Origin of the sequence: Meridianimaribacter sp. CL38, from assembly GCF_004328055.1 — a bacterium.
Lineage (GTDB): Bacteria > Bacteroidota > Bacteroidia > Flavobacteriales > Flavobacteriaceae > Gaetbulibacter_B > Gaetbulibacter_B jejuensis.
In genome coordinates, this window is sequence record NZ_QKWS01000004.1 from 405,681 (window position 1) to 422,749 (window position 17,069).

Consider the following 17,069-nt stretch of genomic DNA (forward strand, 5'->3'; position numbering starts at 1 on the left):
TAATTTAATTAAATGATTTTAAACAAATATCAACAATACGGAGAAATCCAAAACAGAGGTTATTCATCAACCGCAAAAGTAACAGATGAAAGTGGAGAAATTTATTTTGCCAAATGGATAAAAGGAATTGAGCAAAACTCGCAACCGAGTAAAATTCTTTACAACAAATTAAGACACTTAAAAAAAGCATTTCATAATTCTTTGCCAAGAATTTTTGAATATGATTGGGATGAAAATCAAAGTGCTTATTGCATCATATTCGAAAACAAAACCGCAACTTCTTTAGAAGAAAGTGTTTCTGAAATTAAACCAACGCATTTTTTAAAAGGAATTGAACAAATTACAAATTGCTTACAGCAATTGCAACAAAAACATAAACTTACTCACGGAGATATAACACCTGCAAATATACTTGTAGATGAAAACTTTGATTTCTACTTAATTGATTTTGGAGTTTCAGATATTTCCGCAACATTAAGCCAATCACAAGAATTAGAGATTTTCGCAAAAGCATTTGCACCACCTGAAAAATGGGATAGAAATATCCCAAAGGGATTCTCTTATCAATCTGATATCTATTCTATAGGTAAAGTTATTGAATGGTATTTTGAAAAGAATGAAATTAATGAATTTGAAGAAATAAAAAAACTAATAGATAAAAGTTGTGAACAATTACCATCTAATAGATTAAACTACACTGCTTTTTTAGAACAATTATCTAAAATAGTAAACGAAATATCGTTTGATAATGTGAATACAGTTTTAATTGATGGTGAATTTAATTCAGAATTAATTGAAGAACTTAACAACAAATATATTGACGAAACAATTGATTTTACACCAAAGTTTGATGTTAGCCCAAAATCAGGAGGAAATATATTAATTGACATAATAACTTATAACTATAATATCCACTGCCTATGGTTGATTTCTGAAAACAAATTACTAATTAGAAACTATGCGCATAAGTCAGGAGATGAAAATAAATATAATAGAGTTTTAAAAAACGGAACAATGTTGGGTTTACCAATAGTTTACACTTCGCAATATAGTTATGGTAAACATTTCAACTTAACACCTTTTTTAAAAAAAATACAAAAAGAAAAACAGCACGAAGGAGATTATAGAAAAGGAAAAAGAAAAATTACTAAAGAGTTAAAGTTTTTTAAAGATTTAATTGACAAAGAATTGGATGTAATTAAAACAAACTCATTGAGACTTAAGTTTGTAAGTTTTGAAAAAAAAGGAAACCATGAAATTTCATTTAAAATTCAAGACAATGAAAAATACAGTAAAAATGGTTTAATCGACTCTCACATTAAAAAGGCAGGGAATTTAGACAAAGAAAATAAAGATCCTATTCAATTTATTATAAGTGATACTGCGGACGAAAAAAAGATGAAAGAGCCATTATTGTTTTCTGGAGTTGCTTATAATTTCAATAGTGGATCACGAGTTTTAAAGTTTAGAGATTGTGAAGGTTTAAATTTTAATAAAATACCGAAAAATGGATACATATTTGAAGATACAAGTAAACAAGAGGTTGAGAAAAGAAGACAAAAAGATGCTATCAGAAAAGTAGAACATAATGAAGTTCAAAATAGAGATTTAATACATTATATTTTTAATCCTCTAGATATTCCAAATAAACCTATAGATAAATATGGCTTAGAGAAAGTTTATCAGACTGATGATAATAATGTTCCACTTGAGTATAGTGCTAATCAACAAACAGCAATACTAAACGCAATACATAGAGAACCTTTAACTGTTATTCAAGGACCACCAGGTACAGGAAAAACAACTGTAATCACAGAAATTGTTTTTCAAATTTTAAATAACAATCCTGATGCTAAAATTTTAATCACTTCTCAAACAAATGATGCAGTTGATAATGTGTTAGAAAACCTGTTAGAAAAAAAAGTTCCAATTGTCCGATTAAGTGGTGTCAGAAAACCAATTAAAAGTTTACAAAAACATACTTTAGACAGAAAAATTGAAGGTTGGAAAAATGAGGTTAAGAAAAAAGCAAAAGCGAATTGGAATTTATATAAGTCTGAAATCAAAAAAAAACTTAAAAACGAAAATTTGATTATTCAACAAATTTTTGAAATACTCTCACTTGATGTAGAATGGAATGTAAAAAAACGAGATATAGAAAAGGCGTTAACATTTTCTAAAACCTTTATAGATTTAGAGCAATCTTTAAATTCTGAAACAGAGTTTATAACATCAATCAATGGTTTGGTAAAAGTAAATTTTAGCGACTATTTTTTAAAACAAAAAATATATACAGATTGGATATATGCAATTAGTTCGTTAGATGAAAATAGCAATCTCAATCAAAAATTAATAGATAGTATTAGAGTAATTGGAGCAACAACTAATCATATTGCGTCAAAAAAATATCAAAAATATGATTTTGAGTTTGACTATGTCATAATGGACGAAAGTGGTAAAGCAACCACAGCAGAAGCTTTAATACCCATTGTTATGGCTGATAAACTAGTCTTAGTTGGCGACCACAGGCAATTAAGACCAATGCTAACTGCAAATCGAGAAGTTGAAAAATGGTTAAGAAAAAAGTTTAAAAATGATACGGATGAATTCGATAGTTGGGATGATTATTTTAATAGACCAAGTTTATTTGAAAATATTATAGAAATTATTGGGGACGACTTTAAAAGTCAGTTAGAAGAATGTAGAAGATGTTCAAAAGACCAAGTTTTACTTACTTCAAAATGCTTTTACGAGCCTTTTGAAGAAAAGATAGAACCAGTTGAAAGAAACACAGACAAAGAACATAATCTTGATTTAAAAATTGATAGTTCAATTGTCTTTCTTGATATTGGTAATTCATACAAAAGTGAAGTTGACAGAAATGGTTCCTCTAGAAATAAATTAAGTGCTGAATTAATTCCAGAACTTCTAAATGGTTTAGATAAATTTAATAAAGTAAAGAATTACACAATTGGTATTCTTTCAGGATATTCAGCACAGAAAAGAGAAATATCAAAAGTTCTTAATCGTAAAGTTGATTATCGTAAACTAAAAAATGTGAAATCTAACAATGTAGTTATAGATGTAGTAGATAAATTTCAAGGTTTAGAAAAAGATATTATCATTTTTGATTTAGTAAGAAGTCAGCAACAAACATTAGGATTTTTATCTAATGCAAATCGTATAAATGTTGCTTTATCAAGGCAAAAAAGACTATTAATTATTGTCGGTAATTTAGACAGTATATTAAGTGTTAAACCACCAAAAAATTTGGAGGATAAAAATCAAAAACCAGCATTACAAAAATATTTAAGTGAATTGAAGAAAGACTGGGTTGTTAAAAACGTTGAACAAATATTTTAATGGACATACAAGAAATACATAAAAAGCTGGATAATCAATGTCCAAGCGATTATAGAATAAACGAAATTATACCATTTGCTTATCCTTACAGACGAGTTCGTATAAACGCAACCGTAAATAAATCGCCTGAAAAGTCAATACAGCAAGTGTATTCAGTTTTTTTAAGAACAATAAAAGCAGGTTACAACAAAGAAGAACAAATAATTAAGTTTTTAGGACTTAATAAAGAGGACTTCATATTAAGAGAGTTATACTTTCTACGTGAAAGAGGTTTTGTGAATTTTGCTTCGGGCGTTTGGTCAGTAACCGAACAAGGAGAAGAATTTGTAAAAGATAATAGTATTTTAAAAATTCTAGAAGAGGAAGAGTTCGAATTTTTAATTGATGGAATATCAAATGAAGTTCTAAATAAAGATTTCAAAACACATCAAATAAAACAGGACGTTAAAAAATTACCATCTGAAATAACATATCCTAATAGAACCCCTGAATTATTAAAAGATAGGAGTGTACAGCTTTCTGATATTTATAAAAATAAGAATGAAGGGGCAGCCTATTTAGTAGATTATGACAAGTCAAATATTAAGTTTGATAGTGAAAATAAAGAATTCTGTATGTACTATTTTATTGAGTATATTCCAATAAAGGAAAAAGAAAATGAGTTAGAACCATATATGGAAATTAGAAATACAGACAAAGATGTTTCTAAACAAAAAAGGCTAACTGGAATTTTAAAAAATAGACATCAGGAGTTAATCGATCTATTATCGGATTCTGAAAGAACTAGTTTTTCAAAAATTCAAGAAGAAAATTTAGAAAGTTTTCATTCAGGCTTTACAGAGAAAAAGGACACAGAAGTTCAAACATTATCCGTTTGGGAAACGCAAGAAAAATTTGCTGAAGCATTAAAAACAGTTAAATCTAAAATACTGATAGAAAGCCCTTGGATAAAGCGTGCAACTTTGAAATATATTGAAGCCTTTGAACAAGCATTGAAACGGAATGTGAATGTGATTGTACTATACGGCATTGAAGAAAAAGATGAACATCATAGAAAAGCTGAAAAGGAAATGGAGCGATTGACTAGCCTGTATGTAAACTTTCATTTAATACATTTGCCTACTCATTTTGATAAAATAGGTAATTCTAAAATGACAGGAACTCACAAAAAACTAATTATTAAGGACAACGATTACTATATAAACGGAAGTTTTAATTTCCTCTCATTCAATAAAGAACAAGGTCAAAAAATAGCAAACGAAGAAAGCACATTAATTCCTCAAAATGTGGAAATGAAATGGGAAAATACCCTGAAAGAATATGAAATTAACCTTAACTTGAAATAATCAAATTTAGATGAGATTAATATAAGTAATAAATGCGTATATTAAATTCGATTTATTTTCTTTAAGGGTGTAATTACAAGTTTTTTATGCCCTTTTATTTTTTAAAAATTTTAAAACAGCCTCCTCAAAAACATCTAGTGGAATACGATGTTCCATATTTGGGAGAATAGTTAGCTTGTAAAGCTGCTTTTGTGATAAGGTGTTGCCTAAAAAAGACAGCGTGCCTTTTGGGTCTATAACAGTATCTTTTGCACCTAGCACCATAGAAATAGTACTTCCATTATTAGAAGGCGTATTTGGTAGTTGTTGCACAACAGATCTAGAGGCTAGGGCAGGATTAAAAAGTAGTGCTGGTATTTGCATCAGTTTACTAAGGTGAAACCCAGTAAATCCACCCATGCTGCTACCTATAACAACATCAATACTTTTGTTTGCATATGAGTCGTAAAGCCATGAAATAGCATTAGAGTTATTCTGATAATCAATAGAAGGCGCAATAACAGTTCCATAAGCCTCAAGTATGTTGCGCTTTTCTGGTTTTAAACTACCATTTAATCCGTGTAGGTATAAGATATTCATTGTGTTTTAAATTAAAATCAAATATACTATAAGAAAACCGAGGAATGTAGTGTATATAAAAAAAACAGACTCAAACAAAAGTCTTCACAGTTATATAACTATACCCTAACATCCAACAACCCTACACCAATTTGACTATTCAAAGCATAAACCTCATTGTCAATGACTTCATAATAGCGTATACCAAGAACAACAAGACCAATATATGTTGGAGCAACAACAACCTCAGGAATCAATTCAAAAGAGATGGAGTCAGAGTCAATAGCAAAAAAATGTGTGGGCGAAACCTCTAATGAAGAGGTTAAACCTTCAAAGTCAAAATCCATAACACCAAGACTAATTCCAATGTGAGTAGCAGGTTTAGGAGACTTAAAACCGCTAATCTTTAAATCAGAAAGAGATAACTTTTGTGAGGCCCAATCAAAATGACAATATTTTGTAAAAGCTTCAAGCAACTTGTGATGAGGAGTAAATGCAAACTGTCGCAAAAGGGTCCTCCCTTTTGCAGTTTGTAGCCCAATACCAACACGTCGAAACCCACGTTTCGAAACCAAATCAAGAGCTTTTACTGTGATCAGTAAAGACATCATTCTACCATGCAAAGTACTATCCTTATGCGCATGTAAAAAAGGCATTAAAGCTAATCGCAAACATTTTTTCACTTGACTACAATGCCCAAACTCACTAGCGTTTTCACGTACGCGCTGCATATTGGGTTGTGTACGTATAGCTTTACTATTAAAACCACCACCTGCCTTTCTAGCATAGCCAACACCTTTAATGAAGTAATAATTAATACCGTCTAGTGTACCACTAATTTTCAATATGCCTTTTTGTTGCGCCATAATGCATATAAGGTAATGAAAATTAGTAAGTTAATCAATAGGTATAGCGTATGTATAGCGTATTAACTCTAGGTGATATTCAGGTTTTATTCGGGTTTTCCTTGCATTAACCTTAATACAAACCCAGGTCACCACCAATACCAAACCATCTTTTATGCCTAATCTACTACAACTTCCAGTAATTTAGTATAAAATAAGCAGTAAAGTATAGCATGTTAAAACATAAGAAATAGAAGAGACACTATTGCAACAAAATCTATTAGCACACCTGTCTTAGGATAGTATAGGAGCTTTCTATTAATAGGAAAAAATAAAATTAAAATGAGCTCAAAGAAGCTTGAATCGTAATTTTTTGAGCGGGTAATACTGAGGACATTTGTAGAGCTTACTTCTTAAAAACAACTATAAAAACAAAAGCCACAACGTGTAGTTGTGGCTTTCGACTTTAAAAGACAAAAGAAGTCTTATTTTTTTATAAACTGAAGCGCTGTCCCATTCTCAAATGTTATAAAATACAATCCATTTACGAATCCTCGAACATCAATTTGATCTTCACTGGTAATACTACCTTTTTCAATTTCTGCACCTAATGCATTATAAATAGTATAAGAAAGCTTCGATTCTATATTCATAATTTGAATAAAATCACTTGACGGATTTGGGTAAAGAGAGAGTGTCTCATTAAAAACTTCAGAGTCATTTAAAGATAATGTAGAATCAACTTTAAAAATAACAATATCTTTAGGGAAACTACCAGGATAACTCTGTATTGTAGTTTTATTAGAACCATCTAAATTATAACGATCCAGTAAATCTCCGTTTGTTGAAAGTAGATACATATGGTTGTTTTCAACATCTAACTCAATATCAACATATAAAAGCGAAGCACCTGCAGTAAAGGTCGTTAATACAGTTTTTGAGTTCCCTAATAGATCTGTTGTAAAAATTTCTCCAGCGGTAAAATCTCTACTAATGTGGTAAATTAAATTATTAGCGAGGTCTGTAGTAAAGTCACTAGGGTATTGTGTACCACCTGTATAGCTATATATAAGAGTACTATTACTACCATCTAAATTGTATCGTGTTAAATGATCTCCATTAACATCTAAAAGATACATATGATTATTATTGACATCCAACTCTAGTTCGTCCAATAAATTAGTAGCTGATGGTGTATATGTTATAAGAGAGTTTTTGTTGTTGCCCACTAAATTTGTTGAGAATACTTCACCATTTACAGTATGATAAATTATACCGTTTGTGGTATCTAATTCCATATCTCTTGGTATTGTTGAGTAGGAGTAAATAAGTGTAGAGTTGTTACCATCTAAATCATATCGCATTAAGTTTCTGCCATTAAAGTCAAGCACATATATATGGCTGTTGGCAACATCTAATTCAACATCATGCGCTAAAGAAGAAGAGCTAGCTGTGTAAGAAACTAATGAGTTTTTTGAAGTACCATCTAAGTGAGTAGTAAATATACCTTCTCCAGAATCAACATGGTATATTAAATCGGTTTGGGCATTAACAGTGTTGGCATAGAATAAATAAAAAAATAGGGCAAGAGATAAGTAGGTTTGTTTCATTTGATTTGATAATTTGGTTTAATGTTAACTAAAACGTGTTAAGTTTAAGCGGTATCGTTTTGAGTCGCAATGTAGTAAAAATCTTATTTTTAAGCTATACAGTATTTATAGTTTTTGATTAAATACTTTAGTATTAAAATCGTGCCCTTTTCATATAAAAAATAAAGTGCATTAAAGTTTAAGCAGATTAATTCATAAATAATACACATAAAAAAACGGTTTAGTGTGAACTAAACCGTTGATTTGTTTTGATTTAACATTTTGTAGCGAGATCGAGATTTGAACTCGAGACCTCCGGGTTATGAATTGCTAAATCTTGTTTTTATGTGTCTGATTTGCAGTGTTTTAATTTTTTGTAAAATTTTGAATCGTGTTCAAAACGTGTTCGGATTGTGTTCGCTGATTTATAGGGTGAAGATAGTAAATTTTTTAGATTTTTTTAAAAAAATTAAGCAAGGTTTGTTAGCTCAGAATAAGTGACCTCTTCAATTATTTCTTTTTTATTACTATCAACCTTTGGACTAAATAAATCTTTACTTACAGGAAAAACACTAAGTTGTTCTTCTGGATAACTAAATTGTAGTATGTCCTCTATTTCAGATTCGCTTAAATCTATAGATAGCCAATTGTGGGTCAATTTTTCATCCAATATTAAAGGTTGTCTTTTCTTTTTGTTATGAATTTTAGCAAATAGAGGAGAAGCTTCTTTGGTTAAAATTGTAAAAGTTATGTATGTGTCAATAACTGTATAAAGACCTGCTAATGCTAAAGGATAGTCTTCCTTATTTTTGAAATAAAAAGGATATTTTTTTCCTTTATAATCATGTGGTTCAAAAAAACCAGAAACAGGAATTATACAACGCTTTTCCATTATGGTATTTTTGTATATAAAATGATCAAATGCTTTTTCTGATCGGGCGTTTAGACCTCCTCCATAACGGACTGCCTCTTTGTGGTAATCTTTTATGTCATCTTTCGTTTTATAACTGGGGACAATACCCCAAATCCCAGGAGCTAATACGTCCGAACGCTCTTGTGGTATTACCAGCATGTTTGGGTGTGAAAAACCATTGTGATGATAAGTAGGTTTGTCAAAATAAGATTCCATTGAAGGGTCAACAACACTTACTTTAAAATGTTTCTCTAATTTTTTAACCTTGTTAGTGGTACTAGTATGAAAACACATGTTTATTTTTTCTTAAAATTAAGAAATCAAATGGATTAGGCGAAGTTTATGGCTATATTGATTTAAGATGTTTTAAGGATGCGTTACGTGGATCGGTAATTATACCCATTTTTTTACTTGATACGACAACCATGCTATAAAAGCCAAATCGGTCTTTAATTGAACCGTAACACATGTACACTCCTAGACCGTTAATAGGAAATTTATCTACATTATCACTAAAGTGTACAGCGTCAAAATATTTGCCTTCTTGATCTATAAATGTGCTAAGCCGCATTAATTTACCTTGTGATGTTCTATTAAATCTAGTAGTCACAAGACTCCCATATATTATTACATTTTCACCAATGTGGTTTTTCATCTCACTTGCTGTAATACCACCATGTATTTTTTCACTAACTAAATTAAAGTAATTGCATAATGGAAAACCTAGTAGTTCCATTTCATCATAAGCATCTTCAATCCAATTAGTCTTTAATTTAGGTAGCTCAAATTTCTTATGTTGAATTTTAAATAGCTGAGCTTGTTTAGTTTTAGAACCTTGGGCATTTAGTTTAAAAATAGCTTGCCACAACAATTCAGTTTTATGTTTTTTTGTAAATCTAAATGCATTAATGCGTATGAGGATTGTTAATTGTTCAATGCTAATAGAAACACGATCTATAAAATCATCAAGAGACTTGTAAGCGCCAAATAATTGTCTATTACTTAAAATTCTTTGTATGGTATAGGTCTCTAAATTTTTCAAATACCCAAACCCTAAATAAATGGAACTACCAATTAATCTATTGGGATGGTCACTTCTATTAATGCATGGCAAACAAATCTTTGCACCTTGTTGTTTAGCTTCATGTAGATAATGTTCTGTACTGTAAAATCCACCGCCATTATTTAAAACTGCAGTCATAAACTCCAAAGGGTAGTAGCACTTCAAAAACAAACTTTGATAACTTTCAACAGCATAAGATGCTGAGTGTCCTTTAGCGAAAGCGTAACCAGCAAAACTTTTAATTTGATTCCAAACTTCAAAAATTAAGTCATCTTCAAACCCTTTGTTTCTACAATTTGAAATGAACTTTTGTTCTACTTCTAAAAACTCTTTTCGCGATCTATATTTTCCACTCATACCTCGACGTAATATATCCGCTTCCCCAAGGGTGAGGTCTGCAAATTGATTGGCAACCTTCAATACATCTTCTTGATAAACCATGACACCATAGGTCTCTGGCATTATTTGTAATAATATTGGATGCGCATCTTTTCGTTTTTCAGGGTTTCTATGGCGTCTAATGTATTCGTCTTTCATTCCTGAACCAGATACACCTGGTCTTATTATAGAACTAGCTGCCACTAAGCCCAAGTAATCTTCAGTTTGGAGTTGTTGCATTAAACCTCGCATAGCAGGTGACTCAACATAGTACGCTCCAATTGCACCACCTGTTTTTAGAAGTTGGTTGATGTTTTTGTCAGTCTTAAATGCTTCAACATTTGTAATGTCAATATCATTAACTTCAGGTCTATTGGTTTTAATAATTTCTAGTGCATCTTTTATTTTAGCTAAACCCCTTTGCCCTAAAATATCAAACTTAAATATGCCTACATCTTCAGCAATAATCATATCAAACTGAACAGTAGGAAAGCCTTTAGGAGGTAAATCTGTTGCTGAATAATAATGTACTGGCTTATCTAAAATTATTATTCCAGCAGAATGTACACTAAGGTAATTAGGAAATCCCTCTATTAATTTTCCATAACGTAAAACCAATTGAGATAGTTCGTCTAAATCGGATTGCCTATAATTTCCTTTACTAAGTTTATCAATTTCTTCTTTAGGTAAACCAAAAACTTTGCCTAATTCTCTAACCACTGCACGATATTTAAAGGTGTTGTAGGTAGCCATCAAAGCTGTATGGTTAAAACGCTTGAAAATATATGCAGTAACATCATCTCTATCTTTCCAAGAGAAGTCAATGTCAAAATCAGGAGGCGAAGCTCTAAAAGGATTTATAAAACGCTCAAAGTAAAGATCGAGTTCAATTGGGTCAACATCAGTTATGCCTATAATATAGGCTACAATGCTATTAGCTCCACTACCACGACCTACATGAAAATACCCTTTACTTTTTGCATAATTAACAATGTCATAGTTGACAAGGAAAAAAGAAACAAAGCCTAATGTTTTGATAGTGTGAAGTTCAGTATTTAATCGTTTCAAAACTTCATTTGTAGGATCGGTATATCGTTTGTTTAAGTTCTTAAAACATAAGCTCTCTAATAACTTAAAATCAGTTTCAGATGAGTCTGTATACAATTTTAAATTTTGTGATACTCTTTCATTGCCAAATGAAAAGTCTATTGTACAGTTATCAAGTATCTTTTTTGTATTATTTAATATGAATGTAAAATCTTTAAAAGCATCTTCTAAACTTTCTTTTTGATGCATTTTATCAGTTGCTAAACATTCTTCAGATTTATCTAGCTTACTTAATAAACAGTTTTTATCAATTGAACGAAGCAGTCGATGTGCATTGAAGTCTCGTTTGTTTCTAATAGTTACTTGTTGTTGTACAACCAGCTTGTTTTTGAGGTTTAACAACTTTGAGAAGCGTAACTTTTTTAGTTCTTCAATCGAAACACCAATAAACTCGTTAGGTTTGAACTCATTTTTTTCAAGTTGTAAGACTTTTTCAAAAGGATATACTAAATAACAATTATCTAGTGTTTTAGTCGGTACATCTGGTAATTCTATATCATTTTCAGAATGGTAAGATAAAAATTGGTTTAACTCCTTAAACCCTTCGTTGTTTTTAGCTATGCCTACAAATAATTGATCGTTACCGTTTCTAAAGTCAATTCCTATTACAGGCTTAATGTTAAATTCTTTTGCTTTTCTAATAAAGTTTAAACATGCAGAAGTATTATTGATGTCTGTTAGAGCTAAAGCATCTACATTGTTATCCTTGGCAAGCTCTAAAAGTTCAATTTCAGAAAACGTGCCATAACGTAGTGAATAATATGTGTGACAGTTTAAATACATTATTGTTTTCGATGTGCCAGTAACACTGGAGGTTCACCACTGAAAGGATTATTAAAACGACCAATAGTTTTAGCTCCCATAGATGAAGCTCTCATTATACTTAACTCTCCATAACGTAATCTTACTTTATCCATGGCATTATAAAGACTAATCATTTCTTCAGTATCATCAAATAGATTGATTTGATAATGACCACTTACTATATCACTAATTTTAACACCAACTAATCGGATTAATAAGCGACGCTGGTATAGTTTTTCAAATAGCTCAAGTACTCTAGGAATTATAATATGATCAGCACTTGAATACGGTATTTTTACTTGTTTGTTGTAGGTGTTGAAATCTGAATATCTAATCTTTACACTTATAGTGCCAGCTAATTTGTTACCTCTTCTCAATTGAAAGGCTAAATTTTCAGCCATTGCAAAAATTGTAGTCTTTAATACTTTAATATCGATTGTATCTTTGTTGAAAGTACGCTCTGTTGATATTGATTTTCGTTCATGAAATGGTACTAGAGGTGGATTGTCAATGCCATGTGCGCGTTTCCAAATCGTTTTTCCATTTACACCCAAAGCACTTACCATCATTTCTAAAGGCATTTGTTGTACAACACCCACTGTGTCGACTCCTAGATTACGTAAAACTTGATACGTCTTTTCTCCAACAGATGGTATCTTTCGAATCGATAAAGGCGCAAGAAACTCTTTTTCAAAACCTGTATCGATTTTTAATTGATTATTAGGTTTTGCTTCTCCAGTTGCAACTTTTGAAACTATTTTATTTGTTGACAAACCAAATGATATTGGAAGTCCAGATTCCTTAATAATTCTTTTCCGTAACTCAGAGGCGTATTTGTAGCAGCCATAAAATTTATCCATACCTGATAGGTCTGCATAAAACTCATCGACGCTAGCTTTTTCAAATACAGGAACACTCTCCTTTATAATTTCTGTTACTGTGTGCGAATATTTAGTGTAAATGGAAGAATTGCCTCTAATAACTATTGCTTCAGGGCATAATCTTCTAGCAACTTTCATAGACATCCCAGAGTGAACACCAAAAGGTCGAGTTTCATAACTGCAAGCAGCTACAACTCCTCTGTCTCCAGTACCACCAACCAATAATGGTTTGTTTTGTAAACGCCTATCAATAAGACGCTCACATGAAACAAAAAATGTATCTAAATCCAGATGTAAAATATTCTTTTCCATAACACAAAATTAGCTACATATTAAAGCAATTATTGCTTATATTTGTAGTATTATGAAAATTGTAGCAAAAAATATTCGTCATCTTAGAAAGCTAAAAGGGTTAACCCAAGAAGCGTTAGCTGAACATCTAAACGTATCAAGGTCTAGGATTGGTTCTTATGAGGAAAATAGATCAGCGCCTACTATAGAGTTTTTAATACAACTATCCGATTTTTTTAAATTGCCTATAGACATACTATTGAAAAATGATTTAACTAAATCAAAGGATGCATCATTTATTGAAATTGGTAATCAACGTGTTTTATTCCCTATAACTGTAGATACTGATAGTGATGATTTAATCGAAATTGTTCCTGCTAAAGCATCTGCTGGATATTTAAGTGGCTATGATGATCCTGAATATATTGAACAGCTGCAAAAGATAAAGTTGCCTTTTTTACCTACTGGAAAGCACAGAGCTTTTCCTATAAAAGGAGATTCTATGTTACCTATGAAAGATGGAGCTTTTGTTGTAGGTAGATTTATAGAAGATAGAAATGAAATTAAGACAGGACGTACCTATGTACTGGTTACACTTAATGATGGTATGGTGTATAAACGCGTAATGAACAATATAGATTTTAATGGGTCATTGTTATTGATGTCAGATAACAAAACCTATAACGACTACAGTGTGCCTATAGACGAGGTTTTAGAAATTTGGGAATTTACATGTAGTATAAATACGCAAGAATATACAGAGGAAGAGCTTAAAATTAGTAGTATTCTTAGTATGTTTAATGAGCTTGGTGTTGAGTTAAAGGCTTTGGAAAATGTTATGAAATAAAACCTACCTTTTTACTAACTTTTTCTTAATTACTTTATCCTCTGTCTTAATCTCAAATATATATAGCCCACTATCAAGATTTTCTAAGTTAATTTTTGATGGGATATAATTATATTCTAAAACAGTTTTGCCTAAGCTATTGTAAACATTCAATGTACCTGTATTATAGCTAGTCACAATATCGACCTTACCATTTGTAGGATTAGGAAAAATTCTAAAATGACTTTCATTAAATTCTTCGTTAGACAACGTTTCAAATAAAAACTCTTCAGTTAAAACAGAGGACCAATTATCATAAATGTCTTTAAATTGAAAATGGATATAGTTAATTGTATTGTTTTGTAAGCCAGAAATATTTATATCCTCTAAAAACATATAGTTAACCTCTGGACTAACAATTTCTGACACTCTATTGTCAAAATCATTATTAAACCAATATCTGTAGGCTGAAATCTTATTTTCACCTAAACTTTCAGGATTATTATTATATATAAATTCCGAAACTATAGATGACCAAGCACCTTTGTCATCTTTAAATCTCATATGGAATTGATGTAATCCTTTATCTAGTCCTGCGACATTAGCATTTAAATTTAAAATCAAAGTATTTGTATTATTACCATTCCCTGTTACTTTACCTGCATAATCACTATCAAACCAATATTCATATTCGGAAATATTGCTTGTACCAGTTGTTTCTTGATTTTGAACATAAACAAATTCTGATAGTACAGAAGACCATTGACCATCTTCATCCTTAGTCCTAAAATGTAGTGTATTTAATCCATTACTTAAATTAAAGGTATAAGCATCAAAACTTAAATTTTCAATTGAGTTCGCAAAGTTTAAACTTGTTGTTTGTCTTGTAAAATAATAATTATTAAACCAATACTCGTAAGATGCTAACTTTGGCGCATTAGGATTGCCTATTGTACTAACACCATTTCCAATTAAATTAGCAGTATCTAGTATTGAGTTGTCTTGAAAACTTGCTTCAATAGTTGCTGTTTTTTCGCCAACCGAATCGGGATCAAAACTTATAATAACTGTTTCTGAATCACCTGGATTAAACAATTTTGGCAGTTCGGGTTGTTGCACAATACTAAACAAATTTGCATCATCACCTGTAATGTCTATATCTGTAACTGTATAAGGCGCACTACTAGAATTTGAAACCGTTAATGTTACAAGTTCTGTACCTCCATAAATGTAAACATCACCAAAATCATAGACTGAGTCTGTATTGGTGTTGTAATCTGTTTCTGCGGTTTCTACTGCTAATCCTGAAAGATGAATATCTAATTGAGGGTTATTGACAGAGGAATTATTGATTCTAAAAACAACTTCTTTTTCGCCTATTGAGTTTGGTGCAAAATCTATCTCAAAGGTTTCGGTTTGATTAGGTTGAATATCAAACGGAACTGTTGGAAACGTAAAATCGAACTGACTATTATCTGAACCCAACAATTGAATACTTGAAATGTTTAATGCAACATCACCTATGCATTGAATTGTTATTGTTTGCTGAGAAGAATTTCCTAAAGAGGTTTGTGGATATTGAACGTCATTAGATGAAACCATAACTTGTGCATCTATGGTTTCGTCTAATAAATCTTGTTTTAAAAAGTTAAACAGAAGAGAATCCAATCCATTAGCATCCAACATATCAAATCTCCCCTTTGCTATCTCATCATGGTAGTATCCACTAAAAGGCCTAACCTCTTGTAATTGATGTCCTTGATATATTGCGCTTAGAAAAGGTACTACACCATCATTAACATGCCCCAAATTTTTAAATGCTTTTTCTATTTTAAAATATCCTTTACTAATTAAATCATCAGAAATACTAGTTTCCTCTCTTGTATCAAATAATCCTCCTGCATAAGCAATAATCTTATTGTCAAAAGTAGTATCTAGATTCATTTTCTCACCATTTAGCCATGTGTTTTCCTCAATAGGATATATATCGTAATCGAAGTAGTCATCATAATTATCCCATCTTAAATCCCATCTATTAACTTTGGTTGATGTCGGAATTGAAAAAACACCATACATTGTATAATTTATCCCTAACCAAGCAATATTTAAATCAAATATTAATTCATTAAAAAGTGCATAATTATAGGATGATACATCTGAGACAATACTACCATTTGCTACAGGGCTTCCGTGATGAGGTGTTCCTAACGTTATTAATTTATCTATTCTTTCACCACCTTTTTGATTCGAAAAAGGTCCAACTAACCTATTTCTGTTCAAAAAAGACCTTGAAACCAAGCCTCCCATACTATGCGCTATGATTGTAATCTCTCTATCATGGAACTCAACATAGTTGTCATCTAGCTCAATTCTTAGTTGATGCCCTAAATCATCAACAGTTACGATGTTTGAATTATACTTAACATAATATGGTTTATATTGACTTTTCAAATCTTCATCACAAACGAAATATCTTAAAAAATTAGTCCAAATATTTATGTTACCTTCCACATCCTCACCTTCTGGTTGCCAACCATGTATCAAAAGTAATGGTGTCCTATCATTTAATTCATAATTATCTGCGACACATTGAATATCATCTAATACGTTGATATCCACAGGAAAAATATCTAGTTTATCCTTTAATCCAACAAAAACTGATTGTGTAACGATATTATTAGAAATATTAGTTTCTACATTATCAATGTCTTGTTCAATCCAAAAAATAAAATAGTAGGTTTTGTTAGCTTCAATATCCAATGGAAGTCTTATATATCCTTCCCAGAATTCTTTTCTTTCAGCTATATCTCCTACACCTAGACCGATTAAATTAGTAAAACGGTCTTGAGAAATTTCACCCTCTTTTAGTATTATATCTTCTAAAGGATCTAAATTTTCATCTTCAGATAGGAAAATCTTAAAGTCTACTACAGAAGCGGAACTTGTTCCATTATTTATAACATTAATTTCCCAAACTAGCTCTTCTCCTTTGTAATGTGTGGCTCCAGGTGCGCCTGCAAAATAAGATTGAAACCCTAAATCCGACTGCGCAAAACCAACCAGCGAGAATAAGCCCAACATTAAAAAAACTATCATTTTCATAAG

The 17,069-nt window shown here is 31.0% G+C and carries 10 protein-coding genes; 3 read left to right on the top strand and 7 right to left on the bottom strand.

Annotated elements, in window-relative coordinates:
* Positions 1-12 precede the first annotated feature (12 nt).
* Both DMZ43_RS12005 and DMZ43_RS12010 read left to right on the top strand, forming a co-directional pair.
* Entirely contained in the window at positions 13-3,363 is a 3,351-nt protein-coding gene (locus DMZ43_RS12005) for an AAA domain-containing protein (RefSeq protein ID WP_131508542.1), read from the top strand.
* The gene (locus DMZ43_RS12010; protein ID WP_131508543.1) at positions 3,363-4,709 is read left to right on the top strand and encodes a hypothetical protein; all 1,347 of its coding nucleotides are present in this window, start codon (positions 3,363-3,365) and stop codon (positions 4,707-4,709) included. Before DMZ43_RS12005 ends, DMZ43_RS12010 begins: the two co-directional genes overlap by 1 nt.
* Positions 4,710-4,793: 84 nt before the next feature.
* Here the strand turns inward: DMZ43_RS12010 and DMZ43_RS12015 are convergent, their stop codons facing one another.
* The 6 genes from DMZ43_RS12015 to dinB all read right to left on the bottom strand — a co-directional run bounded on the left by DMZ43_RS12015 (position 4,794) and on the right by dinB (position 13,159).
* On the bottom strand, positions 4,794-5,288 hold the full coding sequence (locus tag DMZ43_RS12015; protein WP_131508545.1) for a YqiA/YcfP family alpha/beta fold hydrolase: 495 nt from the start codon (positions 5,286-5,288) through the stop codon (positions 4,794-4,796).
* Between the two features lie 98 nt (positions 5,289-5,386).
* Positions 5,387-6,133 carry a hypothetical protein gene (locus DMZ43_RS12020; RefSeq protein ID WP_131508547.1) on the bottom strand — a complete coding sequence of 249 codons (747 nt, stop codon included), beginning with the start codon at positions 6,131-6,133 and terminating at the stop codon, positions 5,387-5,389.
* Positions 6,134-6,597: 464 nt separating this feature from the next.
* Positions 6,598-7,722 carry a T9SS type A sorting domain-containing protein gene (locus tag DMZ43_RS12025; RefSeq protein ID WP_129761706.1) on the bottom strand — a complete coding sequence of 375 codons (1,125 nt, stop codon included), beginning with the start codon at positions 7,720-7,722 and terminating at the stop codon, positions 6,598-6,600.
* 448 nt (positions 7,723-8,170) lie between these two features.
* Positions 8,171-8,908: an SOS response-associated peptidase gene (locus DMZ43_RS12030; RefSeq protein ID WP_131508549.1), complete on the bottom strand. Its 738-nt coding sequence runs from the start codon at positions 8,906-8,908 to the stop codon at positions 8,171-8,173.
* 52 nt (positions 8,909-8,960) lie between these two features.
* Positions 8,961-11,945 (bottom strand): DNA polymerase III subunit alpha, encoded by a 2,985-nt coding sequence (locus tag DMZ43_RS12035; RefSeq protein ID WP_131508551.1) that lies wholly within the window; start codon positions 11,943-11,945, stop codon positions 8,961-8,963.
* The gene (gene dinB, locus DMZ43_RS12040; protein WP_131508553.1) at positions 11,945-13,159 is read right to left on the bottom strand and encodes a DNA polymerase IV; all 1,215 of its coding nucleotides are present in this window, start codon (positions 13,157-13,159) and stop codon (positions 11,945-11,947) included. The genes DMZ43_RS12035 and dinB overlap by 1 nt, the downstream gene beginning before the upstream one ends.
* Before the next feature lie 52 nt (positions 13,160-13,211).
* On the opposite strand from dinB, the gene DMZ43_RS12045 reads away from it, so the two are divergent.
* On the top strand, positions 13,212-13,985 hold the full coding sequence (locus DMZ43_RS12045; protein WP_131508555.1) for a LexA family transcriptional regulator: 774 nt from the start codon (positions 13,212-13,214) through the stop codon (positions 13,983-13,985).
* A gap of 3 nt (positions 13,986-13,988) precedes the next feature.
* On the opposite strand, the gene DMZ43_RS12050 is transcribed toward DMZ43_RS12045, so the two are convergent.
* Positions 13,989-17,066 carry a choice-of-anchor D domain-containing protein gene (locus DMZ43_RS12050; RefSeq protein ID WP_131508557.1) on the bottom strand — a complete coding sequence of 1,026 codons (3,078 nt, stop codon included), beginning with the start codon at positions 17,064-17,066 and terminating at the stop codon, positions 13,989-13,991.
* Positions 17,067-17,069 lie beyond the last annotated feature (3 nt).

What these genes read in the sequence shown, in the direction of transcription:
- DMZ43_RS12030 (WP_131508549.1), bottom strand. Translation starts at nt 8,908, where the DNA reads ATGTGTTTTCATACTAGTACCACTAACAAGGTTAAAAAATTAGAGAAA.
- DMZ43_RS12020 (WP_131508547.1), bottom strand. Translation starts at nt 6,133, where the DNA reads ATGGCGCAACAAAAAGGCATATTGAAAATTAGTGGTACACTAGACGGT.
- DMZ43_RS12035 (WP_131508551.1), bottom strand. Translation starts at nt 11,945, where the DNA reads ATGTATTTAAACTGTCACACATATTATTCACTACGTTATGGCACGTTT.
- DMZ43_RS12010 (WP_131508543.1), top strand. Translation starts at nt 3,363, where the DNA reads ATGGACATACAAGAAATACATAAAAAGCTGGATAATCAATGTCCAAGC.
- dinB (WP_131508553.1), bottom strand. Translation starts at nt 13,159, where the DNA reads ATGGAAAAGAATATTTTACATCTGGATTTAGATACATTTTTTGTTTCA.
- DMZ43_RS12050 (WP_131508557.1), bottom strand. Translation starts at nt 17,066, where the DNA reads ATGAAAATGATAGTTTTTTTAATGTTGGGCTTATTCTCGCTGGTTGGT.
- DMZ43_RS12015 (WP_131508545.1), bottom strand. Translation starts at nt 5,288, where the DNA reads ATGAATATCTTATACCTACACGGATTAAATGGTAGTTTAAAACCAGAA.
- DMZ43_RS12005 (WP_131508542.1), top strand. Translation starts at nt 13, where the DNA reads ATGATTTTAAACAAATATCAACAATACGGAGAAATCCAAAACAGAGGT.
- DMZ43_RS12045 (WP_131508555.1), top strand. Translation starts at nt 13,212, where the DNA reads ATGAAAATTGTAGCAAAAAATATTCGTCATCTTAGAAAGCTAAAAGGG.
- DMZ43_RS12025 (WP_129761706.1), bottom strand. Translation starts at nt 7,722, where the DNA reads ATGAAACAAACCTACTTATCTCTTGCCCTATTTTTTTATTTATTCTAT.